This is a genomic window from Thioalkalivibrio sp. AKL17 (assembly GCF_000377885.1).
GTDB lineage: Bacteria > Pseudomonadota > Gammaproteobacteria > Ectothiorhodospirales > Ectothiorhodospiraceae > Thioalkalivibrio > Thioalkalivibrio halophilus.
Window position 1 is genome coordinate 468,488 of record NZ_KB898764.1, and the last position, 20,467, is coordinate 488,954.

A 20,467-nucleotide genomic window follows, 5' to 3' on the forward strand; every position below is an offset into this window, starting at 1 on the left:
GATGCCGGTCAAGGTTCTGGTGGTGGATGATTCCGGGTTTTTCCGACGCCGGATTGCGGAGATCCTGAACGCGGATATCGGGATCGAGGTCGTGGGTACGGCCGAGGATGGCCAGAAGGCGGTCGACGCCGTGAAGGAACTGGACCCGGATGTCGTGACCATGGACATCGAGATGCCGGTGATGGACGGCATCACGGCGGTCCGCAAGATCATGGCCGACCATCCGCGACCGATCCTGATGTTCTCCAGCCTGACCACCGAGGGTGCCCAGGCAACCCTGGACGCGCTGGAGGCCGGTGCGGTCGACTTTCTGCCCAAACGCTTCTCCGACATGGCCGGGGACGAAGACAGTGCGCGTGCCCTGCTGCGCCGGCGGGTCCGCAGCCTGGCACGCAGCCGCGCTCGTTCCTCCAGCGCGCCGGGAGGGGACCGGCCGAAAACCGAGGCACCGGTCTCGGAACGCCGTCAGGCGGCGGACCGCAAGGCGAGCGAAACCGCGCGCGAGACCCCCAAGCCGCCGGTGGCCCGTCCGCCGGCACCGCTCAGCTCCCTGCGCGCGGTGCTGATCGGGACCTCCACCGGCGGGCCGGTGGCGTTGCAGGAGGTGCTCAAGCACCTGCCGGCGAACTTTCCGCTCCCGGTGGTGCTGGTCCAGCACATGCCGGCAAGCTTCACCCCGGCGTTCGCCGAACGACTGGACGCGATCTGCCCGATCCGCATCAAGCAGGCGGTGGACGGCGACTTCCTGCGTCCGGGCACGGCTCTGCTGGCCCCCGGTGGCCAGCAGCTGACGCTGGAACGCGGTTCCCAGACCCGCGTGCGGGTGACCGAGAGTCCGGCGGGCACCATCTACAAGCCGAGCGTGGACGCGGCCTTCGAATCGGCCGTCGATGCGCTGCGCGGCCAGGTCCTGGCCGTCATCCTGACCGGCATGGGGGCGGACGGCCGCGAGGGCGTGCGCGCGCTGAAGGGTTGCGGGGCCCAGGTGTGGTCACAGGATGCGGCGACCTCGGTGGTGTACGGCATGCCGGCGGCCGTCGCGGAGGCCGGATTGACGGACCACGTGTATCCGTTGCAGGAGATCGGGCCGGCACTGGTCAAGGGGTTCTGCTGACGTGGATATCCTGAGCCTCATCGGGATTCTCCTGGGGCTCGTTGCGGTGCTGGGCGGCAGCATCGCCAAGGGTAGCGGGATCGGTGCGCTGTGGAATGCCGCGGCGTTCATCATCGTGGTGCTGGGAACCCTCGGCGCGACGCTGGTGCAGGCGCGCCTGGGAGTCTTCATGCACGGCATGAAGATGCTGCCGTGGGTCTTTCGTCCGCCGGCGATCGACAACGCTGCGATGATTCGCCGCGTGGTGGAATGGTCGAACATCGCGCGCAAGGAAGGACTTCTCGGACTGGAGAGCGTAGCCGAAGAGGAACGCGACCCGTTCGCCCGCAAGGGGCTGCAGCTGCTGGTGGACGGATCCGAACCGCAGGTGATCCGGCAGATCCTGGAATCCGACGTGGACAACCGCGAGGCCTTCGATCTGCAGGGCGCCAAGGTCTTCGAGAGCATGGGGGTGTATGCGCCCACGCTCGGCATCGTGGGCGCGGTCATGGGGCTGATGGCCGTGATGCAGAACCTGACCGATCCGGATCGCCTGGGCGCCGGGATCGCGGCCGCGTTCGTGGCCACGGTCTACGGGATCGCTTCGGCGAATCTGCTGTTCCTGCCGGTGGCCAACAAGCTGAAGGCACTGGTGCAGGAACGCTCCCGTCACCAGGAGATGCTGATGGAGGGTCTGATCGCGATCGCGGAGGGAGAGAACCCCCGCAATATCGAGAGCAAGCTCGGCGGCTACGTGCACGGGTAGGACGAACATGGCCCGGCGCAAACATCAGGAGGAGGAAGCCAACCACGAAGCCTGGGCGATCCCCTACGGCGACCTCGTGACGCTGCTGCTCGCATTTTTCGTGGTGATGTATGCGATCTCCTCGGTCGACGAAGGCAAGTACCGGGTGCTGTCCGACTCGCTGGTGGAAGCCTTCGGGACCCCGGGGCAGCTGGAACCGATCCAGGTCGGCGATCCCGGTGTGGTCGCACCACCGTCGGACGCGGACGTACCGCGTTCGCTGGCGCCCATCGACATCCGGCCGGGGCTGCTGGACGAGGGCCCGCAAGCTCTGGACCGGGCGGCCTCGGGTCTGTTCGAGGAGCGCGGTGACGAAGATCTGCAGGGCCTGCTGGACGAGATCGCCGAGGTCGCCGCCGAGATCGAATCGGCGATGGCACCGATGATCGAGGACGGGCAGGTGGACGTGACGCGGGACACCTACTGGCTGGAGATCGAGATCACCAGCCAGTTGCTGTTCCCCAGCGGCGAGGCCACTTTGAACCCGGACGCGGAGCCCGTGCTGGAAGATATCGCGGGGGTGCTGGCGCCGCGCGCGGCGCGCATTCACGTCGAGGGGCATACCGACAATGTGCCGATTACCACCGCGGTCTATCCTTCCAACTGGGAACTGTCCGCCGCGCGGGCGGCCACAGTGGTCAGGATGTTCGAACAACAGGGCATGGACCCGGCCGACATGGTGGCGCTGGGGCACGGGGAATATCGACCGGTGGCGGACAACGAGACCGCGGCCGGGCGGGCGGAAAACCGCCGGGTGGCGATCGTGGTGCTGCCCGGGGCTCCCCCGCGCGAAGACGGACAACGGGAACCGGAACAGCTGCGCGACGAATTGCCGTCGCCGTAGCCACGAGAGGACGTCGCATGAAGATCTGGGCAGTGGCCAACCAGAAGGGCGGGGTGGGCAAGACCACCACGACGGTGACCCTGGGCGGACTGCTGTCCGGTCCGGACCAGCGTGTGCTGCTGGTGGACATGGACCCTCACGGCTCGCTCACCGCGTATTTCGGACACGACCCCGAGACCGCGACGCGTGGCGTGTACGAACTGTTCAATCAGGCGGTGGAAGGCGAGCGTCCGGACCCGGCCGGGCTGATACGCGAGACACCGTTCCCGGGACTGGATCTGCTGACCGCGAGTACCGCGCTGGCGACGCTTGACCGTCAGCTCGGTACGCGGGGCGGCATGGGGCTGGTGCTGCGTCATGCCCTGGAGGGCGTGCAGGACGACTACGACTATGTCCTGATGGATTGCCCGCCGATGCTGGGCGTGCTGATGGTGAACGCCCTGGCGGCCTGCGACGAACTGCTGGTCCCGGTACAGACGGAATTCCTCGCCCTGAAGGGGCTGGAGCGCATGATCAACACCCTGACGATGGTCCAGAAATCGCGCAAGGCACAGCTGAACTACCGCATCATCCCGACCCTGTTCGACCGGCGAACCCGCGCGGCGCACGAGGCGCTGGCCGAGTTGCGGCGGCAGTACGGCGACGAGGTCTGGTCCGGGGTGATTCCGGTGGATACCAAGTTCCGTGATGCCTCCAGCGCAGGACAGCCGCTGTGCTTCATGATCCCGGATGCCCGCGGCGTGCTGGCCTATGCCGACCTGCTGGAAACCATCGGCGGACGGCTGCCCCGGACCCATGGGGAGAGGAGACAGGCAAAATGAGCCGTCACCGGCAACAGAACGGGCCGCTGCTCGCCGAGCCACAGGCCCTCGAGGACTACTTCGGCGACCTGCTGGATGCGCCGGAGCCGGCCCCCGCCGAGCAGAAGGAGGAACGGACCGCGCAGGATTCGCGTACACCGGTGGCCGAGGCACCGGCCGGCCCGCGCAGCCTGATGCGCGACGACATCCTGGAGCCGGTGGACACCCCGGTGGAGGTTCCGGCGAGCGAACCGGCGCCGGTTTCCGGCCCCGCCGCACCGCCGCCGGAAACTCCCGTGGGTCCGACGTATCCCCGGCCGGAGAAACCATTCTCGGCCCTGGTGATCGAAGCCGGGCCACTGACCCTGCTGGCCCCCCTGGTGGACCTCGGAGGCGTGACACCGCTGGATCAGCTGAACATCCGCCCGACGCCGGCGCATTCCCCCTGGTATCTGGGGATCGCGGACAGCAACCAGGGGCGGGTGCAGTTGATCGACCTGGCCGCCATCGTGACGCCGTCGGACCGGGAGTACGAACCGGATACCGCGCGTCAGGTGGTCTTCCTCGCGAACTCGCGCTTCGCGCTGGCCTGCCGGGCGATCCACGGGACCCGCACGATCGATCCCGAGCAGTTGCGCTGGCGCAGCGAACGGCGCCGGCTGCCGTGGCTGGCGGGCGTGGATCGCGAGAAGATGGCGACCCTGCTGGACCTGACGGCGTTGCACGGCAGTCTCGAGGGCGGGGACTGGGAGTCCGGTCAGCAGTGAACCACCGGCCGGACCAGGTGGCATTCAAGCCGCCAGGACGTCGGCCGTTACATTGAAAAAGAATCCATGTTGCGTGTCCGTCCCGGCGGACACGACCGCTCCAAGAGGATGAGCATGAGCGCACAAGACGTTGAATCCATGGCCAAGGCCGATACCGCTCCGTACGTGACCTTCAGCCTGGCCGACGAGACCTACGCCATCGACGTGCTCCAGGTCCAGGAGGTGCTGAAGGTGTCGGACATCGCGCCGGTACCCGGCGTACCGGATTACATCCTCGGCATCATCAACCTGCGCGGCAACGTGGTCACGGTGATTGATGCGCGTCGGCGCATGGGGCTGGAAGACCGCGAGCCGGACGATGCCTCGCGCATCGTGATCATCGACGTGGACGATCAGAACGTGGGGATCCTGGTGGATTCGGTGTCCGAGGTGGTGCGGATTTCGCCCGACAGCGTGGAGGCGGCGCCGGAGGTCGGCAACGACGAAAGCAGCCGTTTCATCCAGGGCGTAACCAGTACCGAAGCGGGTCTGACCATCCTGGTCGACCTGAACAAGCTCCTCTCCGACGAGGAGTGGGCGCAGCTGCGGGAGCTGTAGCCCGGCGCTGGCTTCGCCCGGTCGGGCGGGACGGCGCACCGATGCACGGGCAGACCGTGCGGGAGGTAAAAAAATGGTGGACGAGCTCCAGCACGACCGTTCCGTACGGCCGCTTTACCCGGTCCTCAGGCCACCTCGCGACGTGCGTCCGGTGCACACCAGTGTGGCCGGCCACGCCCTCAGCGACGACCATGATCGCGACCCGATCCTGCGCCCCGGGATCCCCCCGGCCCAGCAGAAACCGCCACGCCTGGCCGAACGCGAACGGCGCCGGGGCGGGCGGATCGACGAATACGCCTGATTGCCGTCGCATCGCATCTCCGGACTGGCCTCGGACCGTGACTTCACGCGACAATCGGGCCAGCCAACGGGGAGCACGGGTTGATGGGAGAGAATCTACTGGTCTGGCTTGCGGCGGGGATCGCGCTGCTGGCCACCATCGTGGCGGGATTCGCCGTTGCGCTGGTGCTGCTGCTGCGGCGGCAGCTCACGGCTCTGCGGCAGGACTACCAGCGCCAGGCGACCTCCCTGATGGCCCTGCAGGGGGCGATGAAGGTCCTGTCCGAGGGGGTGATCAATCACGGTCAGGCGCAGGCTTCGGTACAGCGGGCGCTGGAACGCCTGCACGACCAGCACACCGAGCTGCGTGCGCGTGACCCGGACCAGGGGTCGTACGAGAAAGCCATCCAGCTGGTCCGCGAGGGTTATCCGCGCGAGGAAGTCCGCCGGCTCTGCAGCCTGACCGCCGCGGAACTGGACCTGATCTACAGCCTGCACGGTGCCGGGAGCGCGCGTGACGACGACTGACGGGGGCTGATCAGGATCGTCCGAGGTCCTCCGGCGTGATCCCCGCCAGCAGGAACACGAAGGCCAGTACCTCCGCCACGGCAACGTAAAGCTCCTCGGGGATCTCCTCGCCCAGCGGCACCTGGGCCAGGGCTTCGGTCAGGGCGGTGTCATGATGCAGCGGGATATCGTGTTCCTCGGCGATCCGGAGGATCTCCTCCGCGGTCACTCCGGCGCCCGACGCGGTGATGCGCGGTGCCTGCCGGCGATCCCACTCCAGGGCGACGGCCCGGTCATGCCCCGGTGCCCCCGTGGCCCCGCCCGTTCGCCTGTCGCGGCCACGGGTCATGCTTGTTCGTCCAGCATGCCGTGCGCCCGGTCCGGCCGGGCCTGCGGATCGGTATCCACGTCGCCCTGGCGCACCGCAAGACTCGCCGGTTCCAGGTCGCGCGCGGCCAGGTTGTCGCGCAGGGACCCCTGGCCGGCCTGCAGGCGTTCCACGGTCTCCGCACGTTCGGCGGTAAAATGTACGTGCAGTTGTCCGGCCCGTGAATGCAGCACGATGAGGGTCGGACCCAGGGCCGGCAGATCGAGGGTCAGGTGACAGCGCCAGTCGCCTTCGGTGGCCCCGTCGTGCTCGCCGGCGTGTCGTTCGATCTCGCCATGCAGGCCCTGTACCCCCTGCGGGGTGCGAAACGGCAGTTCGAACAGCCAGCGCTGAGGATCCGCTCCGTCGCCGGTGGCCTGCAGCTGGAGACTGGCGAGGCGAGCCAGCATGCCCTCCAGCAGCGGGCCCGTCCCGCCCGCGGGGGCCGACCCGGCACCGCCGCCCGGGCCGGTACCGGGCATCTGCCGCAGGGCGTCGGCCGCCCGCAGCAGCCGGGCCTTGAGGTCGCCCGACACGTTCGGGCCCGCGCTGCCCGGTGTGCCGGACTGGGCCAGCATGGACTCCAGCCACACCCCGGAGGCACGCGTCGCCTGCTGCAGCCCTTCGGGGCGGGTCAGGCCGGAGGCGTCGGGGAGACCGCGCACCAGGGCGTCGATGCGCGTCGAGGCCGTGTCGGCGCGGGGGTCCGGAGGCGTTGCCGCGGCGGAGAGGGCCTGCAGCGTTGGCGCCAGGGCGCGCGCCGCGGGCAGGGTCCGGCGCAGCAAGGCCGCCAGGCGATCCGTCTCCGCCGGCGACCCGGTCCCGATGCCCGGTGAACCCGCGGACGGCAGGAGCCGCACTTCCAGCGAGGGCGAGCTGCGCGTGACCTCGGCCGTCAGGCGCTGGCCGCTTTCGGCACGGGCAGCCAGCGCCTCGGACATCGCGCCGGCCAGCCGAGCGACCATCACGCCGGGGCGATCGCCACTACCACCGCTACCACCCCCGGTGGCGGGCACTTGCAGCCGGACGTTGCCGTCCGCCAGGCGCTCGATCATGCGGACCTCCATCCGCTGTCCAACGGCGGCCAGCGGATCGCGGACCCCGCCGGCACGCGCACCGTCCGCGGAGGCGGGGAGGGGTAGCAGAGGACGCGAGCCGGTGAAATCGCCCATGGGAACGCTCTTCTTGCTGGAATGCCGAATCAGCATGGCACAAAGCCCGGCTCGGGCGGAATCTCGGGCACGAGCATGCCTGCTTGTCACAAGGGCCGCGGCCGGGCAGGCTCCTGCCGCGTCGAGTCATTTATTCATCAACAGAGGAAACAACATGTCCAAGCTGCGTGTACTCATGGTCTGCATGGGTAACATCTGTCGTTCGCCGATGGCACATGGCGTACTCGAACAGCGCCTGCGCGAGCGCGGGCTGGAGAACGTGATCGAAGTCGATTCTGCCGGGACCCATGGCTACCACATCGGCTCCGGGCCGGATCCCCGGGCGCGCGATGAAGCCCGGGGCCGCGGCTACGACATCAGCCACCTGCGCGCGCGCCAGCTGGAGCGCGAAGATTTCGATGAATTCGACTACATCCTGGTAATGGACGAGGCGAACGAGCGGATTGCTCGCCAGTTGCAGGGCAAGGATACGCGCGCGCGCCTGCAACGCTTCCCCGAGTACGCCGTGAACCGGCCGGAAACCGAGGTCCCGGACCCGTATTACGGTGGAGGGGAGGGTTTCGTCCATGTGATGGACCTGGTCGAGGCGGCCGCGGACGGCCTGCTCGCGCACTTCGAACGCGAGCACGGCATCAGGCCGCGGAAGGGATCCACTGGCTGACCGGGAATCCCGCCTCCACAGGTACATGCCTGCGGGGACGGGATTCATGGAACCGGGCCTCAGTCCTTCTTCGACCCGGAACCGTCTGCGTCCGTCTCGCCGCCGGTGTCTGCGGGCGCGCTGTCCGCGGGCTTGCTGTCCCCGGCGCCCGCCGCCGGGCTGGCATCGGTGGCGCCGCTGTCGTCGGAGGCTTCGCTCGCGGGTGCGCTCTTGCGGGACCGGGTCGAGCTCGTGCGGCGACGGCGGCTGGACGGGGCCGTGCTGGCCTCCGGGGATTCGTCGGATGATCCGGCTTCGGGCGCGGATGCGGAAGCCGCGTCGCTGGCGGGCTCCGTCACCGGCTCCGCGCTGCCCTCGTCACTCGTATCGCCCTCCGCCTTTTGCGCAGCCCGCGAACGTCCGCGGCTGCCGGAGGAACGCCGCCGACGGCTGCTGCTTCCACTCGCGTCTTCGCCGGTGTCATCGCTGGCCGCCTCCGGAGCCTGCTCCGCCTGTGCCTCGGCCGGGGCCTCGTTGTCCGCGTCCCCTTCGCTGGCGGCGGATTCCTTCTTTTTCGCCGGCTTGCGGGTGCGGGGCTTCCGCCCGCCGGATGCCGATGCCGCCTCGCTGTCTTCCTGCGAGGGGCTCGGCTCCGGCGCTTCGGCGTCCGGCGCCGGTTCGGCGTCGGAGCGGACCGGGGTGGTGGCCTGCGATCCGGATTCACTGCTGTCGGCCGTGGGCTCGCCGGAGTCGGTGCCGCCGGAATCGGTGGCGTTGGCGTCCTGGTCGTCACGGGGCTCCTGGCTGTCCGCTGCCGCGTCGCTGCTGCGGGCACGGCCACCGCGACGCCGGCCACCACGGCGGGAACGCCGGCTGCGGGTCCGCCCCTTGCCGTCATCCCCGCTGTCCTCGCCGCTACCGGAGGTCTCCGGCGCACGATCCGCGGCTTCCTGTGTGGTGGCCTCTACGGGCGTATCCGCGCTGGTTTCGGCCGTCTTCGGGCCTTCATTCGCGCCTTCAGGGGCGGTCTTGTCGTCGCTTTTGTCTTCACCCTTGCGGGACTTGTCGGCGCCGCCGGCCTTGCCGGAACGCCCGCCGCCGGCGGACTTGCCCTTGCCTTCGCCGGGGTCGCTGGTCCTCTCCTTGCGCGGCTTGTCATCACCTTCGGGCTTGCCGCCGTTGCGGCCGCCACCCTTGCCGGTGCGCGTTTCCTCCCCGGACTTGTCGGGTTTGTCGGACTTGCGGGACTTGTCACCCTTGCCGCCGCGGGAACGGCGGTTGCCATTGCCACCGCTGTCGCCACTCCTGTCGCCGGACTTGCGGTTGCGATCCGGCCCGCGCTCGCCACCCTTGCCACGGCGCCGGCCACGCGCTTCGCCCTCTGCCGGCGTGTCCGCTTCGGTCGGCGTGCCGGCGGTGCTGGCCGGGGGACGGCTGTTGGGGAACAGCGCGGACCAGATGCGTCCGAAGAAGCCAGGCTGGGCCACCGGTTCCGGCGGCGGCCCGGCCGGAGCGGAGGGGGCCGCACCGGTCGGCGGCGCGGCCGGGGACTCCGGCGGTGGTGCGGATACCCTGACGCCCTGAACCAGCGGCTTTTCCGGCTTCTGCCGACGCTCCTGGTGCGGGTCCGGGTCTTCCTCCACGATCTCCACCAGCTGGTGGCTGCTGCGATCGCTGACCACGTCCTCGCGTTCGTCGCCGCGCACGCGCTGCACGGTGAAATGCGGGGTAAAGAACTGCGGGTTGGGGATGATGCTGATCTCGACCCCATGACGCTCTTCGATCTCGCCGATGGCCTGGCGCTTCTCGTTGAGCAGGAAGGTGCCCACGTCCACCGGGACCTGGGCCAGGACCAGGCCCGTACGGTCCTTCATGCCTTCCTCCTCCATCAGGCGCAGGATGGACAGCGCCATGGATTCCACGCTGCGGATCTGGCCGTGGCCGTGGCAGCGCGGGCAGGTGATCTGACTGGATTCGCCCAGCGAGGAACGCAGCCGCTGGCGCGACATTTCCAGCAGCCCGAAGCGGCTGATGCGGCCGACCTGAACGCGCGCGCGGTCCATCTCCAGCGCCTCGCGCAGGCGGTTCTCGACCTCGCGCTGATGCTTGTTGGCGCTCATGTCGATGAAGTCGATGACGATCAGGCCGCCGAGATCACGGATCCGCAGCTGCCGCGCGACTTCCTCGGCCGCTTCCAGGTTGGTGTGGAAGGCCGTCTCCTCGATGTCGCCGCCCTTGGTCGAGCGCGCCGAGTTGACGTCGATGGAGATCAGCGCCTCGGTATGGTCGATCACCAGGGCACCGCCGGACGGCAGCTGCACCTCGCGGTCAAAGGCACTCTCGATCTGGCTTTCGATCTGGTAGCGGTTGAACAGCGGGACCGGGTCGGTGTAGTGCTTCAGCTTGCGCAGGCTGTTAGGCATGACCATGCGCACGAACTCGTCGGCCTGTTCGTAGATGGTGTCATCGTCGATGATCACCTCGCCGACATCGGTGCGCATGTGGTCGCGCAGGGCACGGATGATGACGTTGCTTTCCTGGTGGATCAGGGCAGGGGCCCGGGCCTTTTTCGAGGCCTCGGTCACCGCCGACCACAGCGCTGTCATGTAATCGAGGTCCCACTGGAGCTCTTCGGTGCTGCGGCCGACACCGGCGGTGCGGGCAATCAGGCCCATCTCTTCGGGGATGTTCAGGCCCGACAGAGCCTCGCGCAGTTCGGCCCGGTCCTCGCCCTCGATACGGCGCGAGACGCCGCCGGCCTTCGGGTTGTTGGGCATCAGGACCAGGTAGCGCCCGGCCAGGCTGATGAAGGTCGTGAGCGCCGCACCCTTGGTGCCACGCTCTTCCTTTTCGACCTGGACCAGGATCTCCAGGCCTTCCTTCAGGAACTCGCGGACGGGCTTGTCGCTGTCGGCCGGTGCCCCCACCGCCGAATGCGCGATTTCCTTGAACGGCAGGAAGCCGTGGCGGTCAGCCCCGAAGTTGACGAAGGCCGCTTCGAGGCTGGGCTCGACGCGGGTGATCTTCGCCTTGTAGATGTTGGCTTTCTTGCGCTCGCGCGAGGGAAGTTCGATGTCGAGGTCGTACAGCCGCTGGCCGTCGACCATGGCGACGCGCAGCTCTTCCGGCTGCGTTGCGTTGATCAGGATGCGTTTCATGCGATGGACTCGTTGGGGCGTCCCGCTGCTCCCCGACAGGGCCGGTCGGGCGGGCGGTGACCGTGCGGCACGGATGCTGTGCTGAAAAAGTGCGCGCAGGGGCGGCGCGTAGCGTGAGCCAGCGCGCCAGCCAGGTATTCACCAGCAGCCACGGGATCAGCCGTCCTTCTGGACAGCGACCGGGGAAGCAGGACTGGGTTAAAAGAAATAGTGTCACGCGTTCGCTCTTGGCGAGGGCCGTCCGGCCCCTGCGCTTGAGGCGCGGGCCGGAGCGGTGGATGATTCGTGGCGGCGTACGCCCGAAGCGGGGTACCGCCAGCGGGCAATGTAGGATACAAGGCCCTGCCGCGGCAAGTTTTTTGCTACTTTATGACGACGGACGGCAGGATCCGTTCTGTCCCCCGGGTGACGATCGTCGCGGCGTCGGCAAGCACGGCGCGCATGGCCGCGGGCAGGGGACTGCGGTAGCATTCCGCGCATGAAATCCCGATCTTCCGACGCCGGCGCTTCCGGCCCCCGCGAGCTGGTGGTGGGCGAGCGCGCCGACGGCCAGCGTCTCGACAATTTCCTGTTGCGCGAACTCAAGGGCGTGCCGCGGAGTCTGCTCTACCGGCTGATCCGCAAGGGGGCCATCCGCGTGGACGGCCGGCGGGTCAGCGCGCGCCAGCGCCTGGCCACGGGCTCGAAGGTCCGCGTGCCGGACCTCGAGCGTCCGCAGGAGACCGGGACCCCGGATGTGCCGCCGAAGGTGCTGGAACGCCTGCGCGGGGCGATCCTGTTCGAGGACGACGACTACCTGGTGCTGGACAAGCCCTCGGGTCTGGCGGTGCACGGGGGCAGCGGTCTGCCCTTCGGGATCATCGAGGCGATGCGGGTGTTGCGGCCGGATGCGTCGCTGGAACTGGGTCACCGCCTGGACCGCGAGACCTCCGGGTGTCTGGTGCTGGCCAAGGGGCGCGAGCCGCTGCAGGCCCTGCACGAAGCCCTGCGCGACGGGCGCGTGGACAAGCGTTACCTGGCGTTGCTGGTCGGCCGCTGGAAAGATGATCAGCCCATCCATTGCGATGCCCCGCTGGGCGCGGATCGCGGCGACGACGGGCGCCGTCGCATGTCCGCGGCGGGCGACACCGGCGGACGCCAGCGCGCGGCGAACAGTGTGTTCATGCCGCTGGAAGCCCATGGCGCCTTTCAGCTGGCCGAGGTCCGCATCGGCACCGGACGGACCCACCAGATCCGGGTGCATGGCCGCGAGATCGGTCATCCGGTCGCGGGCGATCATGAGTACGGCCTGCCGGATGCCAATCGCAGGCTGCGTCAGCTGGGCCTCGAACGCCTGTTCCTGCATGCCCAGGCGCTGCGCTTCGAGGACGGAAGGGGCGAGGAGCGGATCTTTTCCGCTCCCATGCCGGACGAACTGCAGCAGGTGCTGGAAAATCTGGACACGGCGGACACGACGACATGAAGGCAACGGGCACGGATACGCAGGTGGCATTGCTTCCGCCCGACACCGGGGAGCTCCGCCTGGTGGTCTTCGACTGGGACGGGACGCTGATGGACTCGCCGCGGCGCATCATCCATTGCCTGCGCCGCGCGGCCCGCGAGCACGGCCTTCCCGAGCGCGAGGAAAGCGCGCTGCGTGGCATCATCGGGCTGGGGGTGCAGGCGGCGGTACGTCAGCTCCATCCCGAACTGGACGATGCCGGGATACAGGCGTTCGCCGCGAGCTACCGCCAGTGTTACCTGGAGGCCACGGATGCCCCGGACGAGCCGCTTTACGCCGGCGTGGAGGCGCTGCTGGAGGACCTGGACCGGCGCGAGATCCTGCTGGCGGTGGCCACGAGCAAATCCCGCGCCGGGCTCGACCGGACGCTGGCGGCCAGTGGACTGGGCCCCCGCTTCGTGGCCACCGTGACCAGTGACGAGCAGCCGTCCAAGCCCGGCCCCGCGATGCTGGAGGACCTGTTGCGGCGTACCGGGGTCGCCCGCGAGCGGGCGCTGATGGTGGGCGACAGCATCTACGATCTGCAGATGGCGCGGGCGGCCGGGGTACGGGCAGTGGGGATCACCCACGGGGCCCACTCGGATGCGCGCCTCGCCGCCGAGGAACCGGCGGCGCTGGTGCCGGACATTCCCGCGCTGCACCGCCGACTGATGGAACCGTGACGGACCGCGGCTAGAAGAGGACGAACGAGATGGGATGGTCGAAAGACGACAAGCCGGGCTGGGAACGTGAAACCCTGGAGAACCTGGTCCAGGCGCAGGTCATCGAACAGCGCCGCGCGCGCCGTTGGGGCATCTTTTTCAAGATCCTGCTGTTCGCCTATCTGTTCGCCCTGCTGATCCTGGTGCGGGGCGACGGCTTCGACAGCTGGTTCGAAACCGACAGGAAACCCTCGGAACACGTGGCCGTGGTGGACGTGGACGGCATGATCGCGGCCTCGGCCCGCGCCAATGCGGAGGACCTTACCCGGACGCTCAAGCGGGCGTTCGAGGATGACGGCACGCAGGCGGTGATGCTGCGCATCAACTCCGGTGGCGGCAGTCCGGTGCAGGCCGGGATCATCCACGACGAACTGCTGCGCCTGAAGGAGGAACACGAAGACATCCCCCTGTACGCGGTGATCGGGGACATCGGGGCTTCGGGCGCGTATTACATCGCGGTAGCGGCCGACGAGATCTACGCCGACCGCGCCAGCCTGGTGGGCTCCATCGGCGTGCGTCTGGACAGCTTTGGCGTGGTGGACCTGATCGACAACATCGGTGTCGAGCGCCGGCTGTTCACCGCGGGCGAGAACAAGGCCTTCCTCGACCCGTTCCTGCCGCTGGAGCCGGACCATGTGGATCACATGGAAGGCCTGATCACGGACGTCCATCAGCAGTTCATTGATGTGGTCCGTGCCGGACGCGGCGAACGTCTGGACGAAGACGCCGATATTTTCAACGGGCTCACCTGGACCGGCGAACGGTCCGTGGAGCTCGGGCTGACCGACGGTCTCGGCAATCCGCGCAGCGTGGCTCGCGACGTGATCGGAATCGAGGAAATGGTGGAATTCCGTCCGCGCCGCACGCCCATCCAGCTGTTCCTGGAGGACCTGGGCACGGTGGTGATGCAGCAGGTGCTGAATCTGGAATCCACGCCTCAGTGGCGATGAGCCGGCGAACCGGAACCCGGCAGGGGCTGGGCCGCCCCGCGGACTCCATGTCCGGCGGGCGCGCGCCTCAGTCGCTGGTGTCGATGCGCGTGACGCGCGCGATCATGCCGACGACCGGGTGATCAAGATAGAACAGGTCGTCGCCCGAGTTCATCCGCTGATGCCCCCGGACGGCGATGGCGGTATCCCCGGCGGTCGCGTCATGGAAGATCAGGTCGGTCTCCAGATGCAGGAAACGACCGACCCAGACCCGCAGGCGGCCTTCCAGTTCGTGACGTTCCTCTGCCGGTTCCTGCAGGATCGGTGAGACCGGACCACGATCGTCGTACAGCGGCGTGCGGCGGTCGAGCGAGCGTCCCTCACTTACCGTCAGCCACGGCGTGGAGGCATGGTCCCGGCCGCGCTGGTCCCACGCGAGGGTTGCAATCAGGCGGCTGTCGCGATCGTCCTCGATGCGCCGGACCACATGGCCGAGGTCGAAGCCCCGGCGCGAACGCCGGTAGGTCCCTTCGCCGATCGGGCCGGAGCCGGGAGACGGCTGCAACGCGGCCCCCGTCGTTTCCAGCAACCGGCGGCTTTCTTCGGTCAGGTGCTGGAAGATCACCAGCTCGATGCGGTACTCACGCCCGACCTGGGCCAGCGCCGGAGCGGCGGGCACCAGCCAGGGCAGGGCCACCAGCGCGCCCAGCAGCCGGCGCCGACCGGGGCTGTGCGGACCGGACCGGACGTCGGTCGACGGGGACTCGCGATGTTTGCGTGACATTCAGGCCGCCTCCCGGTTGCGGCTGATGGTGTTCAACAGGCGGTGAACCGCCTCGGTTCGGGCTTCCAGCGTCTCCATGCTGCCATGGAAGTGGAAGGCCTTCTGTCCGTCCAGACGATACCCCTGCGGGTCCGACTGCACCAGTTCCACCAGGGCCCCGATGTCCAGATCGGGATCCGTTCCAAAGACCAGGCGGCCGCCGGCCGGCCCCATCTCCAGCTTGCGGATGCCCAGGGGGGTCAGCCGCAGGCGCAGGCGCGCCGCAGCGAACAGCGTGCGCGCGGCATCCGGCAGCAGACCGAAGCGGTCGACCAGCTCCACTTCCAGATCACGCAGGGCTTCCTCGGAATCGGCGTTGCTGATCCGCTTGTACAGGATCAGCCGGGTATGCACGTCGGGGACGTATTCGTCCGGGAGCAGCGCCGGCATTCCCAGCTCGACCTCGGTCCCGGTTGGCTCGGGGGCCTCCAGCTCGGGCATCTTGCCGGAGCGCAGCGCGCTCACCGCGCGGTTGAGCAGGTCGTTGTACATGTTGAAGCCGACCTCGGTGATCTGCCCGCTCTGCTCGTCACCCAGCAGCTCGCCGGCACCGCGGATCTCCAGGTCGTGTGAAGCGAGGGTAAAGCCGACTCCCAGGTCTTCCAGCGAGGCGATCGCCTCCAGGCGCTTCTTCGCGTCCGCGGTGAGGCTCTTCCACGGCGGGGTCAGGAGATAGGCGTAGGCGCGATGATGCGAGCGGCCGACGCGGCCGCGCAGCTGGTGCATCTGCGCCAGACCCAGCTTGTCGGCGCGGTTCATCACGATGGTGTTGGCGGTGGGCACGTCGATCCCGGTCTCGATGATGGTGGAGCAGACCAGGATGTTGTAGCGACGGTGATAGAAGTCGAGCATCACCTGTTCCAGCTCGCTCTCACGCATCTGGCCATGCGCCACGCCGACCCGCGCCCCGGGCAGCAGTTCGCGCACCTGCGCGGCGGTCTTGTCGATGGTGTTGACCTCGTTGTGCACGAAGTACACCTGTCCGCCGCGCCGGATCTCGCGCAGGCAGGCCTCCTGGATGACCGCGTCGTTCCATTCGTTGACGAAGGTCTTCACCGCCAGGCGCTCGCGCGGCGGGGTGGTGATGACCGACAGGTCGCGCAGGCCGGCCAGCGCCATGTTGAGCGTGCGCGGTATCGGCGTGGCGGTCATGGTCAGCATGTCCACCTGCGCGCGCAGCTTCTTCAGGGCCTCCTTGTGGCGCACGCCGAAGCGCTGTTCCTCGTCGACGATCACCAGCCCGAGGTTCTCGATCTTCAGATCCTTCTGCAGCAGCTTGTGAGTGCCGATGACGATGTCGACCTTCCCTTCGCGCAGGCCCTCGAGCACGGCTTCCTGCTGTTTGGCCGAGCGGAACCGCGACAGCGATTCGATCTGCACCGGCCAGTCGGCGAAGCGGTCGATAAAGTTCTGGTGATGCTGCTGCGCGAGAAGAGTGGTGGGCACCAGCACCACCACCTGCTTGTGGTTCTGCACCGCGACGAAGGCGGCACGCATCGCCACTTCGGTCTTGCCGAAGCCCACGTCGCCGCAGATCACCCGGTCCATCGGTTGATCCGCAGCCATGTCGGACAGCACCGCATCGATCGCCTGCTGCTGGTCGAGGGTCTCCTCGAACGGGAAGCCGGCGGCGAAGGCGTGATATTCGGGGGTCTCGGTCTCGAACACCGTGCCCTGCGTCGCGGCCCGGCGGGCATGGATATCCAGCAGCTCCGCGGCCACGTCACGCGCCTTCTCCGCGGCCTTGCGCCGGGCCTTGCTCCATTGCTCGCTGCCGAGGCGGTGCAGCGGGGCGTGTTCGGCATCGGCCCCGGCGTAACGGCTGATCAGGTGCAGCGAGGAGACCGGCACGTACAGGCGCGCGCCATCGGCATACTCGAGGGTGAGGAATTCGGAGGGCTGGCCGTTGATCTCCATGGTCTGCAGGCCCAGATAACGGCCCACGCCCTGTTCCTCGTGCACCACCGGGGCGCCAATGGTCAGGTCGGAGAGGTTCTGGATCACCGCGTCCGCGTCGCGGGTAGGGCGCGCCCGCCGCCGGGTCTGGCGTGCGCGCTCGCCCATCAGGGCGGATTCGGGGACCACGATACGGTCATCCGGCAGCCGGAATCCTGCCGCCAGTGTACCGACGGTCACGTGCAGCCCCGGTTCGCTCGCGAGGAAGTCCTCCCAGCCAGCCACCGCATGATGGTCCAGGCCGTGATCCCGCAGCAGGGTCAGCAGGGCCTCGCGGCGTCCGGCGGACTCGGTGGTCACCAGCACACGCGGGCCTCCGGAGAGCGCGTCCTGCAGCCGCCGCGCCGGGTCGTCGCGGGCGGGTTCCAGGGCCATGTCGGGCGGATCTTCGCACCGGAAGCCCACCTCGCGCCCGCGCCCGGCGGGCAGGGGAGCGGGGTTGGCTCCCAGGGCGAGCCCGGACGTGTCCCCCAGTGCCCCGGCCAGCGCCTCGGGGTTGAGATACAGCTCGTCCGGAGGGAGCAGGGGCCGGTCCACCTGATGACGCAGCTGGTCATAGCGCTGGAAGACCTCGTCGGCGAACTGCGCGGCTGCGGTGGCGATGTCGCCCACCTGCACCACGCGGGCCTGCGGGCAGTAGTCGAACACCGTATCCAGCGCTTCGAAGAACAGCGGCAGGTAGGATTCGATGCCCGGCGGCACAAGTCCTTCCGAGATGTCGCGATAGATCGGGTGGCTGCCGGGATCACCTTCGAAACGGGTGCGGTAGCGGCTGCGAAATTCCCGGATCGCCTCTTCATGCAGCGGAAATTCGTGGCTGGGCAGGATCTCGAGGCGCTCGGTGGTCTCGGTGGAGCGCTGGGATTCCGGGTCGAAATGGCGCAGCGAGTCGATCTCGTCGTCGAGGAACTCGATGCGCACCGGCTGTTCCGCGCCCATCGGGAACAGATCCAGGATCTCCCCGCGTACCGCGAATTCGCCGTGGCTGATCACCTGCTGTACCGGGTTGTAGCCCGCCTGAACGAGGTCCTCGCGCAGCTGCATGCGGTCGAGACGCTGACCCTTGTGCAGCGCGATGCCCTGTTCCGCCAGCCACTGGCGCGGGGGCAGGCGCTGCATCAGGGTGGCCACCGGCATCAGGATGATGCCGCGCTCCAGTCCGGGCAGGCGGTACAGGGTGCGCAGCCGTTCGGAGATGATGTCCTCGTGGGGCGAGAACACGTCGAACGGCAGGGTCTCCCAGTCGGGCAGGCGCAGCAGGGGGATGTCCTGCCCGGCGGTGAAGAACGACCACTCTTCCTCCCACTGGTCCGCGGCCTCGTTGGATTCCGTGATCACCAGCAGCGGGTGCGGGAAATCCCCGGCGGCCTGCGCCAGTGCCAGCGTGCTGGCACTGGGGCCCAGGCCGGTCCAGGTCTCGAACCCGGAGCGGGGAAGGCGGCCGGGATTCAGGGGGTTGCGCAGTTCTTCGGACATGCGGTGTGAAGCTTTCGGAATGGCGGACGCGGCATTATACGGATTCCGCGCTTACGATTCCGGGTCGATGTAGCGCTTCAGGATAGGGTCGTAGGCGTCGATGCGCCGGTCCCGCAGGAACGGCCACATGCGCCGGACGGTGTCGACGCGGGCGATGTCCAGGGTAAACGCCAGGACCTCGGGCGCGTGCTCGCCGGCGCGGGCGAGGAATTCGCCCTGCGGGCCGGCCACAAAGCTGCTGCCCCAGAAATGGGCGCCGGCAGACGCGCCCGACGGGTCGCGTTCGTGCCCGGTGCGATTGCACGCGACGAGCGGCAGACCGTTGGCCACCGCGTGCCCGCGCTGAACCGTGATCCAGGCTTCGCGCTGGCGTTCGCGTTCGTCCGGGGGATCCTCCGGATCCCAGCCAATGGCGGTGGGATAGATCAGTACCTCGGCTCCGGACAGGGCCGTGATCCGGGCGGCTTCGGGGTACCACTGGTCCCAGCAGACGAGCACGCCCAGCCGGCCCACGGAAGTATCGATCGGCCTGAAGCCGGTATCTCCGGGGGTGAAATAGAACTTCTCGTAATAGCCCGGATCGTCGGGGATGTGCATCTTGCGGTACGTGCCCACCAGGCGCCCGTCGCTTTCCAGCACCACCGCGGTGTTGTGGTAGAGGCCGGGTGCGCGGCGCTCGAACAGCGACCCCACCAGCACCACGCCATGGCGCCGGGCGATCTCGCCGAGGCGGCGGGTGGAGGGGCCGGGGATCGGCTCGGCGCGATCAAAGGTCGCGGCGTCCTCGGTCTGGCAGAAGTAGGGGCCGGTGTGCAGCTCGGCCAGCACGACCAGCCGTGCGCCACCGGCCGCGGCCTCGGCCACCGCGTCCTCGGTAACCTGCAGGTTGGCGTCGACGCTGCCGGCATCGCGATGCTGGACCAGTGCGGCCTGCAGGGGCGCCCGGCGATCGGGACGGGGTGCGGCGGTCATGCGTTGGCGGCTTCGTCTTCCTCCGGGATGCCGAGGGCGCCCCGCGGATAATGCATGGTCAGACAGTGCAGACTGCCACCCTGACGCAGTACCGCACGGGCGTCCAGCAGCAGGACGTCGCGTCCGGGAAAGGCCTCGGCCAGACGTTCGCGGGCCACGGCATCGGCCGGATCATCGTGCGCCGGCACCAGCACCGCACCGTTGAGCAGGACGAAATTGGCGTAGGTGGCCGGCAGGCGCCGGCCGGCATGCTCCAGGGGCCGCGGCCAGGGCAGAGGGATCAGGCGGTAGGGCTCGCCCGAGGCCTGATGCAGTACCTCGAGCTGACGCTCCATCGCCGCCAGTTCCGCGTAGTGCGGGTCGTCGGGGTCGTCGCAGTGCTGGTAGGCGATGGTGTCCGGGGCGCAGAAGCGCGCGAGGGTGTCGATGTGGCCATCGGTGTCATCGCCTTCCAGGTGGCCGTGTTCCAGCCAGAGGATCCGCCGGGCGCCCAGGTGCTGGCGCAACGCGGCCTCGATGGTTGCATCGTCGAGTTCCGGATTGCGGCCGGCGTGGCGCAGGCAGGAGCGGGTCACCAGAAGGGTGTCCTGACCGTCACTCTCGATGCTGCCCCCCTCCAGCACCAGGGGGACGTCCTCCACCGGGCTGGTGCCGAAGACCCCCTGCGCGGCGAGGGCGGCGGTGATCGCATCGTCCCGGTCGGCCGGATATTTGCCGCCCCAGCCATTGAAGGTGAAATCCAGCAGATGTGGCCGACCCTGGTGATACACCGTGATCGGGCCGTAATCGCGCGCCCAGGTGTCGTTGGAGTCGGCGAGCGCGAACCACAGACGGTCGCTGCGGATACCGGCTTCCACCAGCAGCCCGGAAAACGACTCGATATGTTCGGGATCGCGGGCCACGATCAGTACCGGTTCGTACTGGCTGATGGTGGCCGCAAGTCGGGCGAACACCGGCTCGACCTCATCCAGGCTGTCGGCCCAGTCGCTGTCCGCATGCGGCCAGGTCAGCTGAATACCCGCATGCGGCTCCCATTCCGCCGGCAGCCGGCGGATATTTTCGTGTCCGGTTTCCAAGGCG

Annotated in this window: 19 protein-coding genes; 12 read left to right on the forward strand and 7 right to left on the reverse strand. The window is 68.6% G+C overall.

Annotation, left to right across the window (positions count from 1 at the left end; translation table 11 throughout):
- Window position 1: 1 nt before the first annotated feature.
- From D577_RS0102145 to D577_RS0102180, 8 genes are all read left to right on the forward strand, one after another.
- Window positions 2–1,114, forward strand: coding sequence for a chemotaxis response regulator protein-glutamate methylesterase (locus D577_RS0102145; protein ID WP_018945952.1), 1,113 nt, complete (start codon window positions 2–4; stop codon window positions 1,112–1,114).
- 1 nt (window position 1,115) lies between these two features.
- Window positions 1,116–1,859, forward strand: coding sequence for a flagellar motor protein (locus D577_RS0102150; RefSeq protein ID WP_018945953.1), 744 nt, complete (start codon window positions 1,116–1,118; stop codon window positions 1,857–1,859).
- A 7-nt stretch (window positions 1,860–1,866) separates the two neighbouring features.
- Entirely contained in the window at window positions 1,867–2,742 is an 876-nt protein-coding gene (motD, locus tag D577_RS0102155; protein ID WP_018945954.1) for a flagellar motor protein MotD, read from the forward strand.
- 17 nt (window positions 2,743–2,759) lie between these two features.
- Window positions 2,760–3,563 carry a ParA family protein gene (locus D577_RS0102160; RefSeq protein ID WP_018869467.1) on the forward strand — a complete coding sequence of 268 codons (804 nt, stop codon included), beginning with the start codon at window positions 2,760–2,762 and terminating at the stop codon, window positions 3,561–3,563.
- Window positions 3,560–4,309, forward strand: a complete 750-nt coding sequence (locus D577_RS0102165) for a chemotaxis protein CheW (RefSeq protein ID WP_018945955.1) — start codon at window positions 3,560–3,562, stop codon at window positions 4,307–4,309. The genes D577_RS0102160 and D577_RS0102165 overlap by 4 nt, the downstream gene beginning before the upstream one ends.
- A gap of 138 nt (window positions 4,310–4,447) precedes the next feature.
- Entirely contained in the window at window positions 4,448–4,906 is a 459-nt protein-coding gene (locus tag D577_RS0102170) for a chemotaxis protein CheW (protein ID WP_018869465.1), read from the forward strand.
- Window positions 4,907–4,979: 73 nt separating this feature from the next.
- Window positions 4,980–5,207: a hypothetical protein gene (locus D577_RS0102175; protein ID WP_018869464.1), complete on the forward strand. Its 228-nt coding sequence runs from the start codon at window positions 4,980–4,982 to the stop codon at window positions 5,205–5,207.
- Between the two features lie 83 nt (window positions 5,208–5,290).
- On the forward strand, window positions 5,291–5,713 hold the full coding sequence (locus tag D577_RS0102180) for a DUF2802 domain-containing protein (RefSeq protein ID WP_018869463.1): 423 nt from the start codon (window positions 5,291–5,293) through the stop codon (window positions 5,711–5,713).
- 10 nt (window positions 5,714–5,723) lie between these two features.
- Here the strand turns inward: D577_RS0102180 and D577_RS0102185 are convergent, their stop codons facing one another.
- The gene (locus D577_RS0102185; RefSeq protein ID WP_018945956.1) at window positions 5,724–6,041 is read right to left on the reverse strand and encodes an EscU/YscU/HrcU family type III secretion system export apparatus switch protein; all 318 of its coding nucleotides are present in this window, start codon (window positions 6,039–6,041) and stop codon (window positions 5,724–5,726) included.
- Window positions 6,038–7,231, reverse strand: coding sequence for a flagellar hook-length control protein FliK (locus D577_RS0102190; RefSeq protein WP_026288861.1), 1,194 nt, complete (start codon window positions 7,229–7,231; stop codon window positions 6,038–6,040). Before D577_RS0102190 ends, D577_RS0102185 begins: the two co-directional genes overlap by 4 nt.
- Before the next feature lie 154 nt (window positions 7,232–7,385).
- Between D577_RS0102190 and D577_RS0102195 the strand changes: the two genes are divergently transcribed.
- A complete protein-coding gene (locus tag D577_RS0102195) occupies window positions 7,386–7,892 on the forward strand; it encodes a low molecular weight protein-tyrosine-phosphatase (protein ID WP_018945958.1) in 507 nt (168 codons plus the stop codon).
- A 59-nt stretch (window positions 7,893–7,951) separates the two neighbouring features.
- Here D577_RS0102195 and D577_RS0102200 read toward each other — a convergent pair whose 3' ends face one another.
- Window positions 7,952–11,029, reverse strand: a complete 3,078-nt coding sequence (locus D577_RS0102200; RefSeq protein ID WP_018945959.1) for an Rne/Rng family ribonuclease — start codon at window positions 11,027–11,029, stop codon at window positions 7,952–7,954.
- A gap of 478 nt (window positions 11,030–11,507) precedes the next feature.
- On the opposite strand from D577_RS0102200, the gene D577_RS0102205 reads away from it, so the two are divergent.
- Genes D577_RS0102205 through D577_RS0102215 form a run of 3 tightly spaced genes read left to right on the forward strand, consistent with a single transcriptional unit; the run spans window position 11,508 to window position 14,181 of the window.
- Entirely contained in the window at window positions 11,508–12,491 is a 984-nt protein-coding gene (locus tag D577_RS0102205) for an RluA family pseudouridine synthase (RefSeq protein ID WP_018945960.1), read from the forward strand.
- Window positions 12,488–13,192 carry an HAD family hydrolase gene (locus D577_RS0102210; RefSeq protein ID WP_018945961.1) on the forward strand — a complete coding sequence of 235 codons (705 nt, stop codon included), beginning with the start codon at window positions 12,488–12,490 and terminating at the stop codon, window positions 13,190–13,192. Before D577_RS0102205 ends, D577_RS0102210 begins: the two co-directional genes overlap by 4 nt.
- A 29-nt stretch (window positions 13,193–13,221) precedes the next feature.
- Window positions 13,222–14,181 (forward strand): S49 family peptidase, encoded by a 960-nt coding sequence (locus tag D577_RS0102215; protein ID WP_018945962.1) that lies wholly within the window; start codon window positions 13,222–13,224, stop codon window positions 14,179–14,181.
- Between the two features lie 67 nt (window positions 14,182–14,248).
- Here the strand turns inward: D577_RS0102215 and D577_RS0102220 are convergent, their stop codons facing one another.
- Genes D577_RS0102220 through D577_RS0102235 form a run of 4 tightly spaced genes read right to left on the reverse strand, consistent with a single transcriptional unit; the run spans window position 14,249 to window position 20,463 of the window.
- Complete coding sequence (locus D577_RS0102220) at window positions 14,249–14,944, reverse strand: CsiV family protein (protein WP_018945963.1); 696 nt, start codon at window positions 14,942–14,944, stop codon at window positions 14,249–14,251.
- Window positions 14,945–18,415, reverse strand: coding sequence for a transcription-repair coupling factor (gene mfd, locus D577_RS0102225; protein ID WP_018945964.1), 3,471 nt, complete (start codon window positions 18,413–18,415; stop codon window positions 14,945–14,947).
- A 51-nt stretch (window positions 18,416–18,466) separates the two neighbouring features.
- Complete coding sequence (locus D577_RS0102230) at window positions 18,467–19,387, reverse strand: carbon-nitrogen hydrolase (protein ID WP_018945965.1); 921 nt, start codon at window positions 19,385–19,387, stop codon at window positions 18,467–18,469.
- Entirely contained in the window at window positions 19,384–20,463 is a 1,080-nt protein-coding gene (locus D577_RS0102235) for an agmatine/peptidylarginine deiminase (protein ID WP_018945966.1), read from the reverse strand. The genes D577_RS0102230 and D577_RS0102235 overlap by 4 nt, the downstream gene beginning before the upstream one ends.
- Between the last annotated feature and the right edge of the window lie 4 nt (window positions 20,464–20,467).